Source organism: Streptomyces sp. yr375, assembly GCF_900110755.1.
GTDB lineage: Bacteria > Actinomycetota > Actinomycetes > Streptomycetales > Streptomycetaceae > Streptomyces.
On the sequence record NZ_FOFF01000003.1, the window covers coordinates 209,085 to 230,221 of the forward strand.

Sequence of the window (21,137 nt, forward strand, 5' to 3'; positions counted from 1 at the left end):
CGGATACTGTATGAAGATTGTTATCCCGCATCCGGTGGATGGTGTCCAGGGGGCGTGCGGCACTTTCGGTCATCGGAGCTCGGCCTCACGATGTCTCCGGCTCCGGCCCCTGTATGAACATCGGCAAGGCAACTCTTCGAGGAACACGGCATCTTGGCACCGAGGGTCGAAGTGGCCGACTCGCCCAAGGGGGCGTGGTCGATCGCCTGTCGACTCGGCGGGCGAGTGGTGGTGAAGGTCCAGGTCGAGGCGGGTGGTCGGGGCAAGGTGGGCGGCGTAAAGCTCGCCGCCGATCCTGCCGCCGTCGGCCAAGCTGACGGTCCGTCGGGTGCTCCGTATGCGTATCGAGGGGTATGTGGTTGGCGCGGTGACGTTGGCCCAACCCGTCGCCATCGAGGCGGAGTTGTGCGTCGCCCATGTACTCACCCGCGCGGTCGGCCGGTTCCTTGCGATCGCCTCCGCCGGGAGGGCGCCCTCCTGGTCGAGGTCGACCCGCTCGTCCGCGCCGAGCAGGGGCAGGTCCTCGCCCTTGACGGCAAGGTCGCCCTCGACGACAACGCGTCCTTCCGGCAGGCCTGTTGGGGAACGGATGCGGCCGAGCCGGACGGTGACGCACTGGAGGGGGAGGTCGCGACCAAAGGCCTCGACTGCGAGTTCGCCGGCGTTGCCGCCGGCATGGAAGTGATCGGGCGGTCACCTGGCGTGAAGAGTGCGGGGCGCTGGCCCTGCCACCTGCGCGGCCAGCGGATATGCAGGTGAAAGGCACCCTGAAAGCTTGGTATTGTTGTCCATGTCGCCGCGGGGGAACACCTGCGCAAGGCGGCAGACACCTTGTCCGGGTGGCGGAATGGCAGACGCGCTAGCTTGAGGTGCTAGTGCCCTTTATCGGGCGTGGGGGTTCAAGTCCCCCCTCGGACACTTTTACTCTCCGTGGTGAGCGGTTTTCGCTCGGTGATCGCGGTGATGGTTTATTGAGGCCCGCATTCGGCGTTTCGCCGGGTGCGGGTTTTGTTGTTTCTGTATCCGTTGTCGCCTTAAAGTCGCGGATGCCCGGTTATTGGTTGTCCTGCCATGCCGCCGGACACCGCTGTTGTCGAGGTCGTTCACCGGTCCCTCACCACCCTCGCGCCACCCCCTCACCGGCCGCGCCGAGTAACGACTGACGGATCGTCAATGTTTATCTCTGTCGCCATCTTGGCGGTCTGTAGATCGTTCTTGTGGTGATACGATCACGCTCGCTTGTAGAGCGGGCGGATGGGTGCAAGACGACATCTCCGACTACGGGGACAGTCCGGGCGGTCAACCCGGTGTGGGCGGTCCGCCGGTCCACCCGCATTGACGGGAATTCAGCAATTGGCCGTCAGTCGCCTGAAGAGAGTCTTATGACTGATTACATACAGAACCCGGTACTCTGGGCTCTCCTCGTGGCCGTACTCCTCGCAGTCGCCCTCATTGTTCGTCAGCGCAGGGCGGCGCGTTCTCTGAGGCAGGAGATCACGGGACTCAAGTCCCACTACTCCGCGTTGGAGAACGAGTACGCGCAATCCGTCGAGGCAGCTCAGGAAAGAGCCGAAGAGGCTACGAAAACGGTCCTCAAGTCCGCCATGCGGACCCTTCAGGGCCTTGCCGCGGAACAGCAGTTGATTGTTTCCCGGCTGCAGAACAAGTATGGCGAGTCGGTCATCCTCCAGGACCTCCTGGAGATCGACCACACGAACTCGCAGTTCGGCCGACGCGCCCAGTCCATCGCCGTGCTCTGCGACGGCTGGCTGGGGCGCGCACGCGATGTCGCGTCCGTGTACGACGTGGTCCGCAGCGCGCAGGGCCGGGTCCGCCATTACCGGCGGGTGGAGATTCTCTCGCAGGTCGACTTCGGCATCACGAGCCGTGCCGTCGAACCGGTCGCACTGGCCCTCGCCGAACTGCTCGACAACGCCACGAGCTATTCCAGCCCGGACACCGTTGTCGAAATCAACATTCGTACCGTGCCCAAGGGCATTTGCATCGTCGTCGACGACGCCGGTGTCGGTATGAACGACGAAGAGCGCTCCCGGGCCGAGAAACTCCTCTCCAGCGACCGGGTCTCGGGTGTCTCCGCACTCGGCAACCCGCCGCAGTTCGGCTTCGCGGTGATCGGCGTGCTCAGCGAGCGCTTCGGTTTCGAGGTGTCCGTGGACTCCTCCTCCCCCTACGGAGGTGTCCGGGGTGTCGTCCTCCTGCCGCACGACCTGCTCACCAACGCGCCCGAGCAGAAGGAGCCGGCTCCGGTCGTTCCCACCGTCGCCGCCACGGGCCGCAGCGGCCCCGACGCCGCGCTGACCGGCAACACCACCACCGCCGACGGCCTGCCGAAGCGGCGTCGCAAGCGGCCCATGGCCATCGTGCCGGGCAGCGCGTCCGCCCCCACTCACGCCCGTTCGGGCGCCGAGACGGCAGCGATCATGGGCGCCTTCCAGCGGGGCACCCAGTCGGGCCGGGCCACGCCCGCGGATTCCGCGGAAAAGTCGAGCAGTACACGTGGTGCAAGCAGCGAAGGGCATGAGGTCTCGTGAACGACGATCTGTCATGGATGCTTGACAGTGCCTTGGAGATTCCCGGGGCCCTGCATGCCGTCCTGATATCCGCCGACGGCCTGCTGATGGCCCGGACGCAGGACTTCGACAAGGACGACGCGGACCGCGTGGCCGCCGCGATGAGCGGGGTGCAGTCGCTCAGCCGCTCGCTCGCGTTCTTCTGCGAGGACCCGCAGATGCGGTGGCGGCAGACACTGGTCGAGTTCGACGGGGGCTGGGTCTTCCTGATCTCCGCCGGCGAGGGCGCCTACCTCGGAGTCTCCGCCTCGCCGGACGTCGACATGGCGGACATCACCTTCCGGATGCAGCAGCTCGTCGGCCAGCTCGGCAAGGCCCTGATGACCCCGCCGCGGGAGAACCTCGGTGCGCGCTCATGAGCGGCTTCGATGGACTGGAGTCGCAGACGCCGGAGTTAGTGCGTCCGTACGTCATCACCAAGGGGCGTGGGCTGCCCGACGAGAAGCAGCTCTCCCTCATCACCCTGGTCACGGCGACCGCCGATCACGAACAGCGGCCGACCCGCCTGTCGCCAGAGGAACAGAACCTGTTGGACCTGTGCTCGGTCGGCTACCTCTCGGTCGCCGAGATCGCCGGGCACACCCAACTGCCCCTGGGCGTGGTGAAGATCCTCCTCGCCGCCCTCACCGAGAGCGGCTATCTGATCACCCGCCCGCCCGTGCAGCGGGCACCGCTCGCCGACCGGGACATCCTGGAGGAGGTGCTGAATGGTCTCAGGGCCAAGTTTGGATGAGCAGGCCTACGTCCGCGAAGGGGCGACTCAGACGGCGGTGAAAATCCTCGTCGTGGGTCACTTCGCGGTCGGCAAGACCACGTTCATCGGCGCCATTTCCGAGATCGAGCCGCTGACCACCGAAGAGACGATGACGCGGGCCGCCGAGTCCGTCGACGACCTGAAGGGGGTCCAGGGCAAGACCACCACCACGGTCGCCATGGACTTCGGCCGGTTGACGATCAGCGACCGCGTCGTGCTGTATCTGTTCGGAACGCCGGGCCAGCAGCGCTTCGTTCAGATGTGGGAGGACATGGCGCGCGGCGCGCTCGGCGCGCTGGTGCTCGTCGACCCCGAGCGACTCGCGGACTCCTTCGCCGTGATCGACCTCATCGAGCAGTACGGACTCGACTACGCCATCGCCGTCAACCACTTCGACGGCGCCCCTCCGCGGGATGAGATGGCACTGCGCGACGCACTGGATCTGCTCGACGACACCCCCGTCGTCACCTGCGACGCGCGAGACGAACGGTCGTCGGCCGACGCGCTGATCACCCTCGTCCGCCATCTGCAGGACCGTGCACACTAGGAGCAGCAATGGACGCCCAACCCACCGCCCCCGTGCCCCCTCCGGGGTGCCCGGCGCACCAGCCCGGCGGCCGAGTACCGCTCTACGGGCCGGAGTACGCGGCCGACCCGCAGGCCTACTACGCGTACCTGCGGCACTACGGTCCGACCGCGCCCGTGGAGATCGCTCCGGGAGTCGATGCCACCCTCGTCACCGACTACGCCACCGCACTCCAACTCCTCCAGGACTCCGGATCGTTCCGCAAGGACGCACGCCGCTGGCGGGACTTCAACGAGGGCCGGATCCCCGCTGACAGCCCCGTCCTGCCCGTGCTCGCCTACCGGCACAACTGCATGTGCGCCGACGGCGCCGAACATCTGAGGCTGCGTCAGTCCATCACGGACAGCATGATGCGCATCGATCCGATGCGGCTGAGCCAGAGCGTCGAGCGGATCTCCGACTTCCTCATCTCCCAGTTCGGCGAACGCGGTTCGGCCGACCTGATCGGCTCCTACGCCAAGCAGCTCCCGCTGTTCGTGTTCAACGAGCTCTTCGGCTGCACCGCCGACATCGGCGACCGCGTCTTCTTCGGCATCACCGGCATGTTCGACGGAGTCAACGCCGAAAAGGCCAGCGAGGTGCTGTTCCAGGCCGTCGGCGAACTGATCGCCCTCAAGCGGCGCAAGCCCGGCGAGGACGTCACCTCCTGGCTGCTGAAGCACCACACCGGGCTGTCCGACGACGAGATGCTGCACCAGGTCTCGCTGCTGCTGGGCGCCGGAGCCGAGGCCCTGGTCAACCTCATCGGCAACACGCTGCACCGACTCCTCACCGACCACCGGTACGCCCACGAGGGCGGGTTGATCGACGAGGCGATGGACGACACGTTGTGGGAGAACCCGCCCATGACGAACTTCGCCGCCCACTACCCGGTGTCCGACATGGAGTTCGCCGGCCAGAAGCTCACCGCCGGCGACCTGATGCTGGTCAGCTTCGCCGGCGCCAACACCGGCCCCGCGCTGTCGGCGGCCCGCAAGGCCGGCAGCAACCGGGCGCACCTGGCGTGGAGCGCCGGCCCGCACGCCTGCCCCTCGAAGGAACCCGCCCGGCAGATCGCCGTGTCGGCCATCGAGAACCTCCTCAACCGGCTGCCCGACGTCGAACTCAGCGTCCCCGAGAAGAGTCTGGCGTGGCGTCCGGGAGCCTTCAGCCGCGGCCTCGCCACGCTCCCCGCGCGGTTCACCCCGATCAAGCCGGTGAGCCGGCCGAGCCGGCGGCCCACCACCACCCCGGCAGCACCGGCACCCCAGAGCGCCGCAGCGCCCCGCAGCGAACAGGGCGGAGGGTGGAGCAAGTTCCTCAACTGGCTGACCAAGTGAGGCAGTCTCCGCGCCGCAGTTCCGCCGACCGCATGTGACACCGCACCCGCGGCTCGCCCTTCGCCGGCGCCAAGTCCTCGGCTTGGCAGGCAGGAAGGCAAGATGCCCGCCCCTCGGGGCGGGCATCTTCCTGTAACGGGCCCTGAACGCAGCCGTGTTGGGACCCCCGAGGGCGACGACGTGCCCATCGTCTCGGAGGCCCGCGACCAGGCCGCCTGGCCCGCCCGACCTCACTCCTCGCGCAACTCCTCCAGATACGGTGCCATGTTGACCTGGGTCGACGCGGCGTGCTGTTGCCCGTACTGGCCCGCGACCCCGCTCAGGTACGTGGCGATCTCCTTGTGCATGACCTCCGCCTCCGGCAGCGTCGCGGCGCCGGTGACGAGCCGCGCGATCCACCGTGCCTGCGCCTCCACCAGCCGCGTGATCGAACCGACGGGGCGGATCAGACCGGTGAAGAACAGCCCGGGACGATCCGGGGCGACGACCCGTTTGTACAGCTCGACCGAGCCCTGCGCGCCGATCGGGCAGCCGGGCTCCAGGAAGGGGAAGGCCATGCGGTAGCCGGTGCAGTACACGATCGTGTCCGCCGTGACCGACGTGCCGTCGGTGAAGGAGACCCGGTCGCCGTCGACGACGTCGATCGCGGGCTTCGGCGTGACCGCGCCGTGGCGGATACGGCTGAGGATCTCGTCGGAGATGGTGATGGCCGAGGCGAACATCGGGTGGTCCGGCTCGGGCAGCCCGTAGTCGCGGAGCTTGCCGCGGGCGACCAGCAGCGTCTGGTCGATGAACTTGCGCTGTTCCTCGAGGGACATGCTGATCCACCACGGCGCGTCGGCGATCTCGTCGAGCGCCATGCCGAACAACTGCTTGGGCACGATGTGCAGTCCGCGGCGCACGGAGAGGACGGTCAGCTCGGCGTGCCGGGAGAGGTCCGCGGCGATGTCCACCGCCGAGTTGCCGAGCCCCACGACGACGACGCGCTGTCCGGCGTGGTCGCTGCCGTCGCGGTAGTCGAGAGAATGCCGAATCGTTCCCTTGAACGTCTCGGCGCCCTTCGGCAGCGCGGGCATCGACGGCTCCGAGTTGTGCCCGGAGGCGACGATCACATGCGTGAAGCCGCGCGAGGAGACCGTACCGTTGGCGTCCCGGCTGACGACTGTCCAGCCACCGTCGGCCTCCTGCCGTACGGAATCCACGGTCGTGCCCAGCTCGATGCGGTCCAGTACGCCCGCCCACTCGGCGAACGCGCGTAGATACGAGGCGACTTGGCTGTGCCGGGGATAGAACGGGTAGGAGGCGGGCATCGGGAAGTCCGAGTAACCCGTCAGGTGCTTGGCGGTGTTGAGGTGCAGCGACAGGTAGCCGGGGCCGCGTTCGCCCGCCTGCGGACGACGCCAGAGTCCGCCGACGTCGCGCGCCTGCTCCAGGCAGACGAAGTCGATACCGGCGGTCTTCAGGGCGTGTGCCGTCGCCAGCCCCGACAGACCCGCACCGATCACACACAGCCGCACGAATTCCCCCACAGGTCAGACATCATCCTCATCCTCTCGAACACCCGCGGATAACTGCCCGCCCGGCGCGTCACTCACTCTTAAGCCGCCCGCGATAAGGATCACAACGAAGTCGGAGGGCGGATCGGGCATCCGGGAGGAGCCGGGCATCGGGGAATGAGCCGGGAGCAGAGGGAGGAAAGGATGCATACGAGGGCACGGGGAGGAGGCGGCAGAGCGCGTCCCGGGCCGTCATGCGCCCGGGGACGCCCACAACTTCCGTACATGGCCGAGATGTCGGGTCATGACCTCGTGCACGGCCCGCTCGTCGCGCGTCAACAGGGCGTCCAGGAGCTCCAGATGCTCCTGCGCGGAGGCCAACAGGCGGCCGGACGCGGAGAGGGCGGTCAGTCCGTAGAGGCGGGCGCGGCCACGCAGACCGCGGACCACCTCGACGAGGTGCGCGTTGCCGGCGAGCGCGAGCAGGCCGAGGTGGAAACGGGTGTCGGCCTCGACGTAGGCGATCAGGTCGCCCGCGACCGCGGCGGCGACGATCTCCCGGGCGGCCGGGCGCAGCGCCTCCAGCGACACCGGGTCGGCGGTCGTCGCCAGCGCCACCACGGTGGGGATCTCGATGAGCGCGCGGACCTGCGTGTACTCGTCGAGCTGCCGGTCGGAGACCTCGGTGACGCGGAACCCCTTGTTTGGTACGGCGTCCACCAGCCCCTCCTTGGCGAGGTCGAGCATCGCCTCGCGCACCGGGGTCGCCGAGACGCCGAAGCGGGCGGCCAGCGCGGGCGCCGAGTACACCTCGCCGGGCCGCAGTTCACCCGCGATCAGCGCCGCCCGCAGGGCGTCGGCGACCCGCTCACGGAAGCTGCTGCGCCGTCCTCCGAGCACGGGGAGCGACGGCGCGGCGGCCGACGGGCTGCTGCTCTCGGGCAGGGCGGCCATCGGGGGTCTCCTTGGATACGGGCTGTGCAATGTCACGTACCACCAGTATCCACGGTGCCGGAACCCGCGGTGTCACAGGACGAACCCCGCCGGGAACGGGTCCGTCGGGTCGAGCAGATATTGGGCTGTGCCGGTGATCCAGGCGCGGCCGGTGAAGCTGGGCAGCACCGCCGGCCGGCCCGCCACCTCGGTCGTGCCGAGCAGTCGGCCGGTGAACCGGGTGCCGATGAACGACTCGTTCACGAACTCGGTGTGCAGCGGCAGTTCGCCCCGCGCGTGGAGTTGCGCCATGCGCGCACTGGTCCCCGTACCGCAGGGCGAACGGTCGAACCAGCCCGGGTGGATGGCCATCGCGTGCCGTGAGTGGCGGGCGGTGGCGCCGGGCGCGTACAGGTGGACGTGGTGGCAGCCGCGGATCGACGGATCCTCCGGATGGACCGGCTCCGCCTCGGAGTTGATCACCTCCATCAGCGACAGACCGGCTCGCAGGATGTCGTCCTTGCGGGCGCGGTCGAAGGGCAGACCGAACTGCTCCAGCGGCAGGATCGCGTAGAAGTTCCCGCCGTACGCCAGGTCGTACGTCACCGTACGGCCGTCGGGAAGCGTCGCCTTGCGGTCCAGCGCGACCGCGAAGGAGGGCACGTTCCGCAAGGTCACGGACATGGCCGCGCCGTCCTCGACCGCCACCTCGGCGACGACGACTCCGGCGGGGGTGTCCAGGCGGATGGTGGTGACCGGTTCGACGACCTCGACCATGCCCGTCTCGACGAGCACGGTCGCCACCCCGATCGTGCCGTGCCCGCACATCGGCAGATACCCGGAGACCTCGATGTAGACGACACCCCAGTCGCAGTCCGGCCGGGTCGACGGCTGGAGGATGGCGCCGCTCATCGCGGAGTGACCGCGCGGCTCGTTCATCAGTAACTGCTTGACATCGTCGCGGTGTTCACGAAAGTACAGCCGCCGCTCGTTCATCGTCGCGCCGGGGATGGCGCCGATCCCACCCGTGATCACACGGGTGGGCATGCCCTCGGTGTGCGAGTCGACGGCGTGCAGGACGAGCTTGCTGCGCATGAAGTCCCCTTCTGTGCGGCCGAGTTGGCGGGTCGAGTCCGGTACCGGGCTGGAGCTGGAGGCCTCGCGGTGTTACGCCAGGCCCGCCGCGACGGCCTTCTCGGTGGCCGCACGGACAGCCGCCTCCTGCTCCGGCGGCAACGGCACCCGAGGCGGACGACAACTGCCGCCGTGCCGGCCCACGATGTCCATCGAGAGCTTGATCGCCTGGACGAACTCCACGCGCGAGTCCCAGCGCAGCAGCGGGTGGAGCTGACGGTAGAGGGGGAGCGCGGTGGTGAGATCACCGGCGACGGCCGCCCGGTACAGCTCTACCGAGGCCTTCGGCAGCGCGTTCGGGTAACCGGCCACCCAGCCCTTGGCCCCCGCGACGGCCAACTCCAGCAGTACGTCGTCCGCGCCGATCAACAGGTCCAGTTCGGGGGCGAGTTCGGCGATCCGGTAGGCGCGGCGGACGTCGCCTGAGAACTCCTTGACGCCGTGGATGTGCCCCTCGCCGTGCAGCCGTGCCAGCAGTTCGGGTACGAGGTCGACCTTGGTGTCGATCGGGTTGTTGTACGCCACGACCGGCAGCCCGCCCTTGGCGACCTCCGCGTAGTGGGTCATGACGGCGCGCTCGTCCGCGCGGTAGGCGTTGGGCGGCAGCAGCATCACCGCTCCGCAGCCCGCTTCGGCCGCCTGTTCGGCCCAACGGCGGGCCTCCGCCGAGCCGTACGCGGCGACCCCGGGCATCACCCGCGCCCCGCCGACCGCGGCCACAGCGGTCTCCACCACCCTGCTGCGTTCCTCGGGCGTGAGCACCTGATATTCGCCGAGCGAGCCGTTGGGTACGACGCCGTCGCAGCCGTTCGCCACCAGCCAGGCGCAGTGTTCGGCGTACCGGTCGTAGTCGACGGAGAGATCGCGGCCGAGCGGGAGCGCGGTGGCGACGAGGACACCACGCCAGGGGCGGCGGTGCTGGGAGACGGCGGCGGGGTCGGGGGGAGTGGCGGGGGCAGGGGGAGTCGTGGGTGTGGTGGGTGTGGCGGGGGTGGTCATTCGAAAGTCCCTTCGGTGAGTGGTATGTGAAATAGCACTTCACTGGGGTGTCGTGGGGTCGGTCGGCGGGGCGGCCAGTACGCCAAGAGGTACGGGGCGGGCCAGCAGCCGCCGTGCGGGGGTGAGTTCACAGCCCGCGACGCCGGCCACGCCGGGCTCGCACATCCGGCCCTGGCACCAGCCCATCCCGGCTCGGGTCAGCAGCTTCACGGTGCGCAGGTCACCCGCGCCGAGTGCGCCGACGGCTTCCCGGACGGCACCGGCGGTGACCTCCTCGCAACGGCACACGACCGTCTCGTCCGGCACCTGTTCCGTCCACCGGACGGGCCGCGCGGCGTACGCCCCGTCCAGTGCCGCGATGAACGCCCGCAGCCGGGTACGGGACCGGGCGGCCGGCGCCCACTCCCTCGGGTCGGGAACCGTGCCGGTCAGCCTGGCTGCCGCCGACCGTCCGGCGATGTGGCCCTCGGCCAGCGACAGGGCCGCGCCGCCGATGCCCGTGGTCTCGCCCGCCGCCCAGACGCCCGGAACGTCGGTCCGCTGCTCGTCGTCGACGCGCACGTTCGGCCCGTCGAGGCGGCAGCCGAGCCCCTCCGCGAGATCGGTGTGAGGCAGCAGGCCATGACCGACGGCGAGGGTGTCGCAGGGCAGGCGTCGTTGGGTACCCGGCACCGGCCGGCCCTCTGCGTCCAACGCGGCGACAGTGACGTACTCCAGCCGTTCGGATCCGTGCGCCTCCAGCACTATGTGACGGACCTTCACCGAAATGCCATGGCGCATGAGTTGAGCCGCGTGGAAGGCGCCCTCGGCGAGCTTCCCCGGGGCCCTCGCCCAAGTCGAGGCGTGACGTACGAAGTTGCCCGGACCGGCCGACTCGACCAGGGCGACGACGCGTGCTCCCGCGGCGGCGAGGCCGGTCGCGACGGGCAGGAGCAGAGGTCCCGTGCCGGCGACGACCGCCGTACGGCCGGGCGGCAGCACGAGCCCGCCCTTCAACAGGGCTTGGGCGCCACCCGCGGTGACCACGCCGGGCAGGGTCCAGCCGGGGAACGGCAGCACCTTCTCGTAGCCGCCGGTCGCCAGCAGTACCCCGTCGACGCGGACCGCGACGGACTCCTCCTGCTCCGGACCCAGCAGCGCATGGACGGTGAAACCGTCCGACTCCCTTTCCACACACCACACATGATGATCCGTCAGGTGGGTGACGTGTCCGGCGGTGAGGTGGGCGTCGAGCCCCGCACGCAGTCGCTCCCAGGTGCGCCACTGATGGTGGAGTGCCTGTGGGCGTCGGGCGCGGAGTCCCTGCGCGGGCTGCCGGTAGAACTGTCCGCCCGCCTCGGCGGCGGAGTCGATCAGCACCACCCGCACACCGCGCGCCGCTGCCGCCGACGTGGCGGCGAGCCCGGCAGGGCCCGCGCCGATCACCGCGAGCGTCGGGCGGCGTTCAGTCATCGTGGCCCGTCCCTTCCTGCGTACGGACGTCCGCGCCCGGCAACGCCGGTACCAGGCAAGCCCGTTGGTTGGGGCGGCCGTCGACGGTCACCAGGCACTCGAAGCACACCCCGATCCCGCAGAAGACCCCGCGCGCCCGCCCGCCGCCCCGCGTGGTGCGCCAGGCCGTGACACCGGACGACCACAGCGCGGCGGCGATCGTCTGCCCGGGCAGCGCCTCGATCTCGCGGCCGTCGAAGGCGAGGGTGAACGGGGTGCCGGGACGCGCCCGGACCAGCTTCAGCGGGTTCACGGAGCTCACGGAGCGGCCTCCTCGGCGGAGCGGTCGGTGTTGCCTGTGTGACGGGGGCGGCTGGGGTGGCCGGGGTGACTGAGGTGGTGGGGGTGGTCGGGGTCGTCGAAGCGGTCGGGGCGGAACGGTGTCAGGTTCAGTTCCGGGTTTTCGCCGGCGAGGATCCGTGCGATCAGGTGGCCGGTGCCGGTGGCGAGTCCGATGCCCGCGCCCTCGTGCCCGCAGGCGTGGAACAGCCCGGGCGCGCGGGGGTCGGGCCCGATGGCCGGCAGGTGGTCGGGCAGGTAGGGGCGGAAACCGAGATACGTGCGCATCACCCGTACGTGCTCCAGGAACGGGAACAGGCGCGTCGCCCCCGCCGCCAGGGCGCGTACGACCGGAAGTGAGAAGGAGCGGTCGAAGCCGACCCGTTCACGGCTCGCGCCGATCAGCACCGGCCCGGCGGCGGTGCCCTCGACGACCGGTGAGGTCTGCAGGGCGGCCGAGTCGCTCGCCACGTCGGCCACGTAGTCGGCGGCGTACACCTTGTGCCGCACCCGGCGCGGCAGCGGCTCGGTGACCAGGACGAAGCCCCGCCGGGGGAGTACCGGCAGGCCCACCCCCGCCAGCGCGGCGACCTCCGCGCCCCACGTCCCGGCCGCGTTCACTACGGTCGGCGCGAGGATGTCACCCCGGTCGGTCCGGACGCCCCGTACGGCACCGTCGGCGCCGCGCAGTATCCGCGTCACCGTGCGACCGGTCTCCAGCCGCGCACCCGAGGCCCGTACGAGGTGAGCGGCGGCCAGGGTGGGCATGACCTGGGCGTCCTGCGGATACAGCACACCGCCCGCAAGGCCGGGTGCCAAGTGCGGTTCAAGGTAAGGAAGTTGATCCGCCTTGACGTCGACTGTCGTTACCCCGGCCGCACGCTGTCCGACCGCCAGGTCCGTGAGGGCGGCGAGTGATGCAGGCGTGGACGCGACGACGAGCCCTCCCTTGGGCTCGTACTCGACGGCCGCGCCCAGCTCTTGGGCCAGCTCGCCCCACAACCGCGCGGACAGCAAGGCCAGTTGGAGTTCGGGGCCGGGCTCCTTGTCGGAGACGAGGAGGTTGCCCTCGCCCGCGCCGGTGGTGCCGCCGGCCACCGGACCGCGGTCGACCAGGACCACCTCCAGCCCGGCGCGGGCCGCGTACAGCGCGCAGGCGGCGCCCACCATGCCCGCGCCGACGACCACGACGTCACCGCTCGGTCGCTTGGTCACGCCAGTAATATGTCACATGGTCCTGGGCGGAGGAAGACCGTTGACGGCGACCAGGAAGACCGCTCGGAGTTCGGCCTGAAGGGCCGAGTGGGAGGCGGCTTCAGTCGAACTCGCTGGGTTCCGGGGCCGGGGTACGGCCTTCCCGGACGTCCTTGAGTCGTGTGGTGCCCTGGCTGACCGCGTCCTTGGTGCTGTCGTGGTCGGCGCCGTCGAGTCCGCCGTTGGTGACCGTGATCGCGTCGTCCCCGACCCGTACGGCCGCGACGTCCAGGGTGAGCGTGACCGAGGAGCCGCCGGAGGCGCCCTGCACCGTCACCGTCAGACCCTGCCGGGCGTCGCCCACCTTGGGGAGGGAGTTCTCGATGACCTGCACAGTGCGTGTGGAGCCGTCGGGGGCGACCGCGTTGAACTGGTCGCAGGTGGTCGGCAGCGAATCCATCCAGTCCAACGACTTGTCGAGGGTGGCCCGTTGGTAGGCGCCGACCTGGTAAAGCAGCCGGGAGTCGCCCTCGGTGAAGCCGGTGAGCGCCGACGCGCCGGACGGACGGCCCAGGAGGTCGTCGTCGTAGAGACCGTCGAGGAGTCGTTGGCAGTCGGCGGGAGCTTGCGTCTTGGCCGTGAGGAACTGGGCGGCGTCGACCTTGCCGATGAGCAGCTTGTCCTGCCAGCTCGCGGCGGTCTTCACCTGCGTCCAGTCGTCCTCCAGGTCTCCCTCGGTGATCAGCGCGGTCTGCGCGCCGGCCTTCGTGAGCGGCTTGATGACCGGCTTGGTCGGGGACGCGGTGGTGGCCCGTCCGGCGACGGGTTTGGCCGCGACGCCCGTACTGCTCGACGCGCTGTCGCCGCCCCCGTCGGAACAGGCCGCCGTGGCGAACAGCGTCCCGGCGGCGAGAGCGGCGGCCAGCAGACGGGCCGGGCTGGCGGGACGGGTCGGCCCTGCCGGGCCGGAGGGGCGGGCCGGGCAGGTCGGTCGGGACGACGAGCGAGGGGTGGTCACGGGTACCTCCTGAGGACGGGTCGGCTGCCCCTGCCCCTCCACGGCACCACCGCCCAGGCCGCTCTACCAGCGCACTGAGCCGTACGAGTGACGCGGCGGGTGCGGCGGGCGACGGGTGGAGCGCGGGTGGAGGGGTGGGTGGAGCCGAGGGGCGGAGGTGTGGGCGCACGGGCGGGCGTGGCCGCAAAATGCGGGGTGGTTCGGGCCGGGGCCGGGGCATGATGGGCGTCCCGTCGACCGACCGCGGCGACGGCGACGGTGATCATCGTCGGGAGAACGACCGGGGGCACCTGTGACCGTCACCAACATCCTGCTGTCCGGAATCGTCGGCTCGACCGCCTACGGGCTCGCCCACGAAGGTTCCGACGTGGACCGCCTCGGCATGTTCGCCACCCCCACCGAGGACCTGCACGGCCTGAGCCGGCCGCAGGAGTCGCACGTCAGCACGGCACCCGACCGCACCCTGCACGAGGCCGCGAAGTGGTGCCGGCTCGCCCTCGGCGGCAACCCGACGGTGATGGAACTCGTCTGGCTGCCGGACGAGTTGTACGAGGTGCGCACCCCACTTGGCGACGAACTCATCGCCCTCCGTACGACGTTGCTCAGCGCCGGGCGGGTGCGTGACGCCTATCTCGGCTACGCCACCCAGCAGTTCCGGAAGCTCCAGAACCGCAGCGAAGGCGACCGCGCCGGGGACACCCGCAACCGGACCGCCAAGCACGCCCGGCACCTCAAGAGACTCTGCACCCAGGGCTACGAGCTGTACGCCACAGGGCAGTTGACGATCCGGGTCGAGGACCCGGAGAGCTACCACCGGTTCGGCCGACAGGTCGCCGCCGACCCCGAGGCCGCGCTGCCGCTGCTGCGCGGGTTCGGGGACGCGTTCGCCGAGACGCGCAGCGCGCTGCCCGAACAGCCCGACGAGGCGGCCGCCGACGCGTGGCTGCGCCGGGTGCGGAGGCAGTTCTATACGGCGACCCAGCCGACGCCCGTGTGACGCGGGCGTGTGACGCGGGCGTGTGACGCGGGCGGTGCGAATAATTGGCGTGCCGGGCGCGCTGGTTCGCCTCTACACTCGCCGAAGACGAGCGCCGCCCACGACATGGCAGCGCAGCGCCGCACCGAGACGAACGAGGGGAGCCCGGCCATGCGTGACCACACCGCTGTCGCCTCTCCCCGCTCTCGCTACGAGGTGATCCTCGTGTCTTTGTCCGTCCGGTGCTTGCGGCGCGGCCGGCACCGGATGTCCTGACGAACGGCTGAGCGTTCCAACGCTCCGTGCATACCCGCGTGTTGTCGACAGTATGAATCTGACGACACGTCATGCATGTTCTGCCTGCTGCTCTTTGCGGCCTTCGTCGGGAAATCGCGCTGCCCGTTCTCGGATACACCCGAAAGGCCAAGGGCCGTGCGCAACAACCTCGACCGTCACCTCTCCGCCGTGCGCAACCTGGGCATCCTCGCCCATGTCGACGCGGGCAAGACCACCGTCACCGAGCGGATCCTGTACGCCACCGGGACCACGCACAAGCGCGGCGAGGTCCACGACGGCACGACCATCACCGACTTCGACCCCCAGGAGCGCGACCGTGGGATCACCATTTTCGCCGCGGCCGTCAGTTGCGACTGGGACGGTCACCGCTTCAACCTGATCGACACCCCCGGGCACGTCGACTTCGCCGACGAGGTGGAGCGATCCCTGCGGGTGCTCGACGGAGCGGTGGCGGTGTTCGACGCCGTCGCGGGCGTGGAGCCGCAGAGCGAGTCCGTGTGGCGGCAGGCCGACCGGCACGGCGTGCCGAGGATCGCGTTCGTCAACAAGCTGGACCGGGTCGGCGCCGACCTCGACTCTGCGGTGGAGTCGATCCGCTCACGACTCCATCCGGTCCCGCTGGTCGTCCAACTGCCGATCGGCGCGGAGAACGCTTTCACCGGTGTCGTCGACCTGCTGCGCATGCGGGCGCTGACCTGGAACGACGGCGGTGACACGGCTGCCGGGACGGTCATCGAGGGGGTCGTCGAGGCGGCTGTACCGGAGGAGCTTCGGGAGGAGGCGCTGCGTCGGCGCCGACTGCTGGAGGAGGCTGTGGCGGAGCGGCACCCGGCCGCGCTGGAGGAGTTCTGCGACCGGGAGACACTCTCCGCCGAAACCCTCTCCGGGGCCCTGCGCGACCTGACCCGTACGGGTGACGGGGTGGTCGTGCTGTGCGGCTCGGCGTACCGCAACCGCGGGATCGAACCGCTGCTGGACGCTGTCGTCGCCTATCTGCCGTCGCCGCTGGACGTGCCGCCGGTATGCGGTATGCGTGACGCCGTTCACGGTGTGCAGGCTGGTGACGACGGTATGCAGGATGCCGTCGGCGAGCAGCGGTCAGCCGACCCCGCCGCGCCGTTCGCCGCCCTCGCGTTCAAGGTCAGCGCGACGCCCACCGGCCGGCTCACCTACCTGCGGGTGTACTCGGGCACGATCGAGAAGGGAGACGCGGTATGGGAATCGGGCGCGCGGCGCACCGAGCGGATCGGGCGGATCCTGCGTGTGCAGGCCGACCGGCATGCGCAAGTGGATCGCGCGGTCGCCGGGGACATCGTGGCCGTGGTCGGGCTGAAGTCGGCGCGTGCGGGTTCGACTCTGTGCGCGCCGGGGGCACCGATCGTCCTCGAACCGCCGGGCGTCGCCGAACCGGTCGTCTCCGTGGCGGTCGAAGCACGTGCGAGCACCGACACGGACCGGCTGGCCTCGGCGCTCGCTCGACTGGCCGAGGAGGACCCGTCGTTGGTCGTCAGGACCGATCCCGAGACCGGTCAGACGGTGCTGTCGGGCATGGGTGAACTGCATCTGGAGGTCGCGGTGGAGAAGGTCCGCCTTGGCCTCGGGGTGGAGGTCAACGTCGGCCGTCCGAGGGTGACTTATCGCGAGACGGTCGCCCGAGGCGTGTCCGGCCTGGTCTTCCGGCACGTCAAACAGGACGGTGGGGCAGGTCAGTTCGCGCATGTCGTGCTCGATGTTGAGCCCCTTGGTGCGGGAGGTGGCACCGAAATCGGTGCTGAGTCCGGGTTCGTGTTCAGCTCGGCCGTCGTCGGTGGGCGGGTGCCGCAGGAGTACGTCCGTGCTGTCGAGGCCGGCTGCCGTGATGCCCTTGCCGAGGGTCCCCTAGGTGGGCACCCGGTCACCGGGCTGCGGGTCACCCTGACCGACGGGGCGACCCATGTGAAGGACTCCTCCGAGACGGCCTTCCGCACGGCCGGCCGACTCGGGCTGCGGGAGGCCCTGCGTCGCTGCGCGATGGTCCTGCTGGAACCAGTCGTCGAGGTCACGGTCACCGTGCCCCAGGACGCGGTGGGCGGGGTCCTCGGTGACCTGGCCGCGCGGCGCGGGCGAGTCACCGACTCGACCGTGCGCGGCGGTTCGGCGGTGGTCACCGCCACCGTGCCGCTGGCCGAGCTGTTCGGCTACGCGACCCGGCTGCGCAGCCGCAGCCAGGGCCGGGGCACCTTCTCGGCCCGGCCGACGGGGTACGCCCCGGCCCCGGCGTCGGCGGTGGCCCCCGGGGCGACGGCGAAGTAGGCCCCGGATGCGACGGAGGGGCGTAGGCCTTCCGGGCTGTGGGGCGTAGGCCCCCGGCCCCGGACCGTGGGCCTACGCCCCCTACGGGTTCGTACGTCACCGCCCCTTGCTCGCGGGACGGTTCACGGGTACGAGACGATCGTCGACGGCACCGTGGACGTACCGGAGGTCGGTGACCCGAGGTCGTTGATGACGTGCTCGTACTGGCCGTTGCCGCCGAGGGAGACCACCAGCAGGTCGTGGAACTTCACGCCCGGTGCGTTCGGGGCGGCGAAGCCGTGGTGCTGCACGATGGTCGGGTCGACGTTGTAGTAGCAGTAACTGCCCAGGCCCCAGCCCTCGTGCGCGGTGACATGGTCACCGACCTTGTAGGCGGCGTAGCCGTTCACCGCGCCGTTCTGGATCGCGGCCTGGTTCGGGGCGTCGTACGCCTTCTCGTTCTGGAAGAAGATCGTGCGGCCGCGCTCGCCGTACCACTGGACGTCGTACTTGTTGAAGTGCTCCACGAACAGGCCTGTGGCCAGTACGTCGTGGCCGTTGACGACGACGCCGTAGTCGGCGCGGTTGGTCTCCCAGCCGACGCCTTCGCCGTGGTCGGCCCGCCAGACCCAGGTGTGGTCGACGATCGTGTGACGGTTGTTGATCACCATGCTGGTCGTGGCCTTGCCGGGGCCTGCCCCGCCGATGCGGACGAACACGTCCTGGACGGTGGTGGGGTTGGCGGAGTGGTCGCGACAGGCTCCGGGCGGGCCGACTTCCAGCAGGGTGGCGGAGTTGACCGGCCCGGCGTCCACGAGGAAGCCCGCCAGCCGCACCCCGTCGACATCGGCGACCTTCAGCGCGCTGACGCCGTTGTCCGGGATCAGCGTGGCGTAACCCAGGCCCAGTACAACGGTGTTGGCGCGGTTCACTCGGATCGGCTGGTCGAGGTGGTAGATGCCGGGTGTCAGCAACAGGTTGAGTCCCTGCGCGAGCGCCTGGTTGAGGGTGGCCGCGGAGACGCCCGGCTGGGCGACGTAAAACCGGGACAGGGGCAGCGAGTTGCCGCGCGGTGTGCCGTTGCCCCAGGTGACGCCGCGCGCGTTGGTCCGCTTGGCGGGCAGGAAGACACGGAACTCGCCGTCGCCGCCGTCTCCGTCGACGTACAGGAAGGGCTTCTCGCGGGAGACCGGGGTCGTGTCGAGCGTGGTGTACGGCGGGCTGGGGAAGCTCTGGGCGGGGGCGCCCTCGACTCCCGAAAACACCATGTTCCACACGCCGTTGAGCCAGCCGCCGATCGCACTGTCCCGGGTGTACCACTGCTGCTGCGAGTACGGGCCGATCTCGCCCTCGATACGACTGTCGGCGATGTAGCCGCCGCTCGCCCAACCGTAGCCGGACGGCGCGAGGTTGAGGCCGCCGTATATGTGCATCCGGCGGAACGGGGCCGCTTGGGCGACCGCCCACCGGTTGGTACCGCTGACGGGGACGAGCGCGAGGTTCTCCGCCGAACGCCAGAAGTTCTGCGTCGCGTTGCCGCCGAACCAGCCCGCGTCGACCGTGACGTCTCCGTTGATGGTCGTGTCGTCGGGGGAGAGACCGAGGCCCGCGATCGAGGTGTAGAAGCCGAGTTGGGCGTTGAGGCCGTGATAGCTGCCGGGCTTGAACAGCAACGCGTAGCGTCCGGTGCCGAACTGGGCCGACTCCTGTTGCCGGAACACCTCGTCCAGTCGGGCCTGGATGTCCGGGGTCGAGGGGTCGAACACGAGGACGTTCGGGCCGAGGTCGCCACCACCCGGCAGGACGTGCGGACGCTTGCCGCGCGGTGCGGCCGAGGCCGACGCGGAGGCGAGGCCGGCAAGGGCGGGTGCTGCCACGGCTGTTGCGGCGGCGGCAGCGAGCATTGCCCTGCGGCGCACGGCGGGTGTGTCCGAAGGCGGGGTGTGGGGCATGGGCGGCTCTCCTCGGCGCAGGCCGCTCGAAGCAAACGGCCGTTTTGGTGATCGGCTGATCCAAGTAGGTGAACGGAGACCAGGTTTGAGAGCGCTCTCTCGGCGCTGAATGCTTCAACTACCCGAACGTGCGCGTCAAGTGGCGGGACGGGAGTTGCCCGGAGTGTGCGGGAATTGTTGACGTGCTGCTGCTGGTGCCACTGCCACGGCCTGCGGAGGCGGTACCTCGACGAAAGTCCTTCAGCCGGGCCGGAAGGAACCAGAACCCGGTTGCCCGCCGCGCCCCGCGCTGTGAGGCTCGCCCCATGTCCACCTTCACCGCCCCCGACGGAACCCGCCTCGCCCACCACGAGTCGGGGGACGGCCCGCCGCTGGTCTGTCTGCCCGGCGGCCCCATGCAGTCCGCCGCCTACCTGGGCGACCTCGGCGGTCTCGCCGCCCACCGCCGCCTGATCGGCCTCGATCTCAGGGGCACCGGCGAGTCGGCCGCCCCGGCGGACACCGCGTCGTACCGCTGCGACCGCCAGGTCGACGACGTCGAGGCCCTGCGCGAGCACCTCGGGCTCGACCGGCTCGACCTGCTCGCGCACTCCGCCGGCGCCAACCTGGCGCTCCTGTACGCCGCCCGTCACCCGGAACGCGTCAGCCGCCTCCTGCTGATCACGCCGAGCGTGTACGCGGTCGGCCTCGGGATCACCGCCGAGGACCGTCTGACAACCGCCTGCCTGCGCCACGACGAGCCGTGGTTCGCCTCGGCCTACGCGGCGCTGGAAGTGGTCACCGCCGGCCGGGGCACCGCTGACTCCTGGCAGGCCATCGCCCCTTTCTTCCATGCCCGTTGGGACGACGAGGCCCGGGCCTTCGACGCGGCAGGCGAGAAGCAGCGGAACGACGAAGCGGCGGCCGGGTACGCCGCCGAGGGCGTCTTCGCCCCGACCGCCACCCGGGAGGCCCTTGCCGCCTTCCCGTCCCCGGTCCTGCTCCTCGCCGGCGAAGCGGACGTGTCGGGTCCGCCGCGCGTGATGCGGGAGTTCGCGGAACTGTTCCCGAAGGCCCAGTTCGTCGTGCAGCCGGGGGCGGGGCACTTTCCGTGGCGAGACGATCCCGAGCGGTTCGTGACGACGGTGGGGCGGTTTGTTGACGGCGGATCGCCGGGCTGAGACGGGTGCGGACGCCGGTCGTTCACGCGATCGAGTGATCCTCCGGCGGACGGGCACGAGCGAAATCGGCCGACCGTTGTGCGGATGACGGGACCTTCCCGTCAGTGAGGATCACATGGCGTACGGGGGTACACATGAGCCTGCAATTCCAGCGCAACGCCGATGGCACGATCACCGGCCGCAACATCAAGACCGGCTTCACGCTCACCTCGGCCGACGAGGAGGAGGTGCAGCGGCTGGTGCATGAGGACGCGGGCTGGGAGTACACCCCGCCGCCCACTCCGCCGCCTCCGGGGTTCCACCGATTCACCCTGGTGCACGACGAGTTCGGCTACGGCAGCTTCGGCGACGAGCCGTACGACAGCCTGCGCACACGTCCGCCCAACGGCTGCGAACCCGTCGACTGGGGCTGCTTCGCCCTGAAGTGCGAGCGACCGGGGGCCTCGCTCCTGGGCGCCGTGTCCGACACCGTCGCGGAGATCCGCCGCGAGCACGGGCTGGTGATGAACAGCCTCGGCGTCGAGAAGCCCGACGAGTGGTTCGGGGACGACAGAAACGGCTACGGGGCACAGATCGTGGCGCACCTGATGCTCACGGCGGCCCACCGCGCCGCCCGCCTCGGTTACGGGCGGAAGGACTTGGTGCGGCTGCTCGATGCGGCGGGGGTCCGGTAGCGGTGGTGGATCT

Annotated in this window: 18 protein-coding genes, 1 tRNA gene and 1 pseudogene; 11 read left to right on the forward strand and 9 right to left on the reverse strand. The window is 70.2% G+C overall.

What is annotated here, in order from left to right; translation table 11 throughout:
- Positions 1–109: 109 nt before the first annotated feature.
- The 7 genes and pseudogenes from BMZ82_RS05330 to BMZ82_RS05360 all read left to right on the forward strand — a co-directional run.
- A pseudogene (locus BMZ82_RS05330) lies at positions 110–705 on the forward strand (ATP-grasp domain-containing protein); the annotation flags it as partial.
- Between the two features lie 128 nt (positions 706–833).
- Positions 834–918 (forward strand) — tRNA-Leu (locus tag BMZ82_RS05335).
- A 464-nt stretch (positions 919–1,382) separates the two neighbouring features.
- Positions 1,383–2,552 (forward strand): ATP-binding protein, encoded by a 1,170-nt coding sequence (locus BMZ82_RS05340; protein ID WP_093772192.1) that lies wholly within the window; start codon positions 1,383–1,385, stop codon positions 2,550–2,552.
- Positions 2,549–2,950: a roadblock/LC7 domain-containing protein gene (locus tag BMZ82_RS05345; RefSeq protein ID WP_079658518.1), complete on the forward strand. Its 402-nt coding sequence runs from the start codon at positions 2,549–2,551 to the stop codon at positions 2,948–2,950. Before BMZ82_RS05340 ends, BMZ82_RS05345 begins: the two co-directional genes overlap by 4 nt.
- The gene (locus tag BMZ82_RS05350; RefSeq protein ID WP_093772194.1) at positions 2,947–3,324 is read left to right on the forward strand and encodes a DUF742 domain-containing protein; all 378 of its coding nucleotides are present in this window, start codon (positions 2,947–2,949) and stop codon (positions 3,322–3,324) included. The genes BMZ82_RS05345 and BMZ82_RS05350 overlap by 4 nt, the downstream gene beginning before the upstream one ends.
- Entirely contained in the window at positions 3,299–3,892 is a 594-nt protein-coding gene (locus BMZ82_RS05355) for a GTP-binding protein (protein WP_093772196.1), read from the forward strand. The genes BMZ82_RS05350 and BMZ82_RS05355 overlap by 26 nt, the downstream gene beginning before the upstream one ends.
- 8 nt (positions 3,893–3,900) lie before the next feature.
- Positions 3,901–5,250: a cytochrome P450 gene (locus BMZ82_RS05360; protein WP_093772198.1), complete on the forward strand. Its 1,350-nt coding sequence runs from the start codon at positions 3,901–3,903 to the stop codon at positions 5,248–5,250.
- A gap of 230 nt (positions 5,251–5,480) precedes the next feature.
- On the opposite strand, the gene BMZ82_RS05365 is transcribed toward BMZ82_RS05360, so the two are convergent.
- The 8 genes from BMZ82_RS05365 to BMZ82_RS05400 all read right to left on the reverse strand — a co-directional run bounded on the left by BMZ82_RS05365 (position 5,481) and on the right by BMZ82_RS05400 (position 13,704).
- On the reverse strand, positions 5,481–6,767 hold the full coding sequence (locus tag BMZ82_RS05365; protein ID WP_093772464.1) for a flavin-containing monooxygenase: 1,287 nt from the start codon (positions 6,765–6,767) through the stop codon (positions 5,481–5,483).
- Between the two features lie 231 nt (positions 6,768–6,998).
- Entirely contained in the window at positions 6,999–7,700 is a 702-nt protein-coding gene (locus BMZ82_RS05370; RefSeq protein WP_093772200.1) for a GntR family transcriptional regulator, read from the reverse strand.
- A gap of 72 nt (positions 7,701–7,772) precedes the next feature.
- Positions 7,773–8,774 carry a proline racemase family protein gene (locus BMZ82_RS05375; protein ID WP_093772202.1) on the reverse strand — a complete coding sequence of 334 codons (1,002 nt, stop codon included), beginning with the start codon at positions 8,772–8,774 and terminating at the stop codon, positions 7,773–7,775.
- A gap of 72 nt (positions 8,775–8,846) precedes the next feature.
- On the reverse strand, positions 8,847–9,812 hold the full coding sequence (locus tag BMZ82_RS05380) for a dihydrodipicolinate synthase family protein (protein WP_256251770.1): 966 nt from the start codon (positions 9,810–9,812) through the stop codon (positions 8,847–8,849).
- A 39-nt stretch (positions 9,813–9,851) separates the two neighbouring features.
- Positions 9,852–11,264, reverse strand: a complete 1,413-nt coding sequence (locus tag BMZ82_RS05385) for an NAD(P)/FAD-dependent oxidoreductase (RefSeq protein WP_093772204.1) — start codon at positions 11,262–11,264, stop codon at positions 9,852–9,854.
- On the reverse strand, positions 11,257–11,556 hold the full coding sequence (locus BMZ82_RS05390) for a (2Fe-2S)-binding protein (protein ID WP_093772466.1): 300 nt from the start codon (positions 11,554–11,556) through the stop codon (positions 11,257–11,259). Before BMZ82_RS05390 ends, BMZ82_RS05385 begins: the two co-directional genes overlap by 8 nt.
- Positions 11,557–11,561: 5 nt before the next feature.
- Positions 11,562–12,797, reverse strand: a complete 1,236-nt coding sequence (locus tag BMZ82_RS05395; protein ID WP_256251771.1) for an NAD(P)/FAD-dependent oxidoreductase — start codon at positions 12,795–12,797, stop codon at positions 11,562–11,564.
- 100 nt (positions 12,798–12,897) lie between these two features.
- Complete coding sequence (locus BMZ82_RS05400; protein ID WP_093772470.1) at positions 12,898–13,704, reverse strand: hypothetical protein; 807 nt, start codon at positions 13,702–13,704, stop codon at positions 12,898–12,900.
- Between the two features lie 382 nt (positions 13,705–14,086).
- Here BMZ82_RS05400 and BMZ82_RS05405 point away from each other — a divergent pair, with 382 nt between their 5' ends.
- Both BMZ82_RS05405 and fusA read left to right on the forward strand, forming a co-directional pair.
- The gene (locus BMZ82_RS05405) at positions 14,087–14,791 is read left to right on the forward strand and encodes a nucleotidyltransferase domain-containing protein (protein WP_093772206.1); all 705 of its coding nucleotides are present in this window, start codon (positions 14,087–14,089) and stop codon (positions 14,789–14,791) included.
- Positions 14,792–15,202: 411 nt separating this feature from the next.
- On the forward strand, positions 15,203–17,359 hold the full coding sequence (fusA, locus tag BMZ82_RS05410) for an elongation factor G (RefSeq protein WP_093772208.1): 2,157 nt from the start codon (positions 15,203–15,205) through the stop codon (positions 17,357–17,359).
- A 122-nt stretch (positions 17,360–17,481) separates the two neighbouring features.
- Here fusA and BMZ82_RS05415 read toward each other — a convergent pair whose 3' ends face one another.
- Positions 17,482–19,290 (reverse strand): coagulation factor 5/8 type domain-containing protein, encoded by a 1,809-nt coding sequence (locus BMZ82_RS05415; RefSeq protein WP_093772210.1) that lies wholly within the window; start codon positions 19,288–19,290, stop codon positions 17,482–17,484.
- Positions 19,291–19,595: 305 nt separating this feature from the next.
- Between BMZ82_RS05415 and BMZ82_RS05420 the strand changes: the two genes are divergently transcribed.
- Both BMZ82_RS05420 and BMZ82_RS05425 read left to right on the forward strand, forming a co-directional pair.
- A complete protein-coding gene (locus BMZ82_RS05420; protein ID WP_093772212.1) occupies positions 19,596–20,450 on the forward strand; it encodes an alpha/beta fold hydrolase in 855 nt (284 codons plus the stop codon).
- Between the two features lie 134 nt (positions 20,451–20,584).
- Complete coding sequence (locus BMZ82_RS05425) at positions 20,585–21,124, forward strand: hypothetical protein (RefSeq protein WP_093772214.1); 540 nt, start codon at positions 20,585–20,587, stop codon at positions 21,122–21,124.
- The last annotated feature ends 13 nt before the right edge of the window (positions 21,125–21,137 follow it).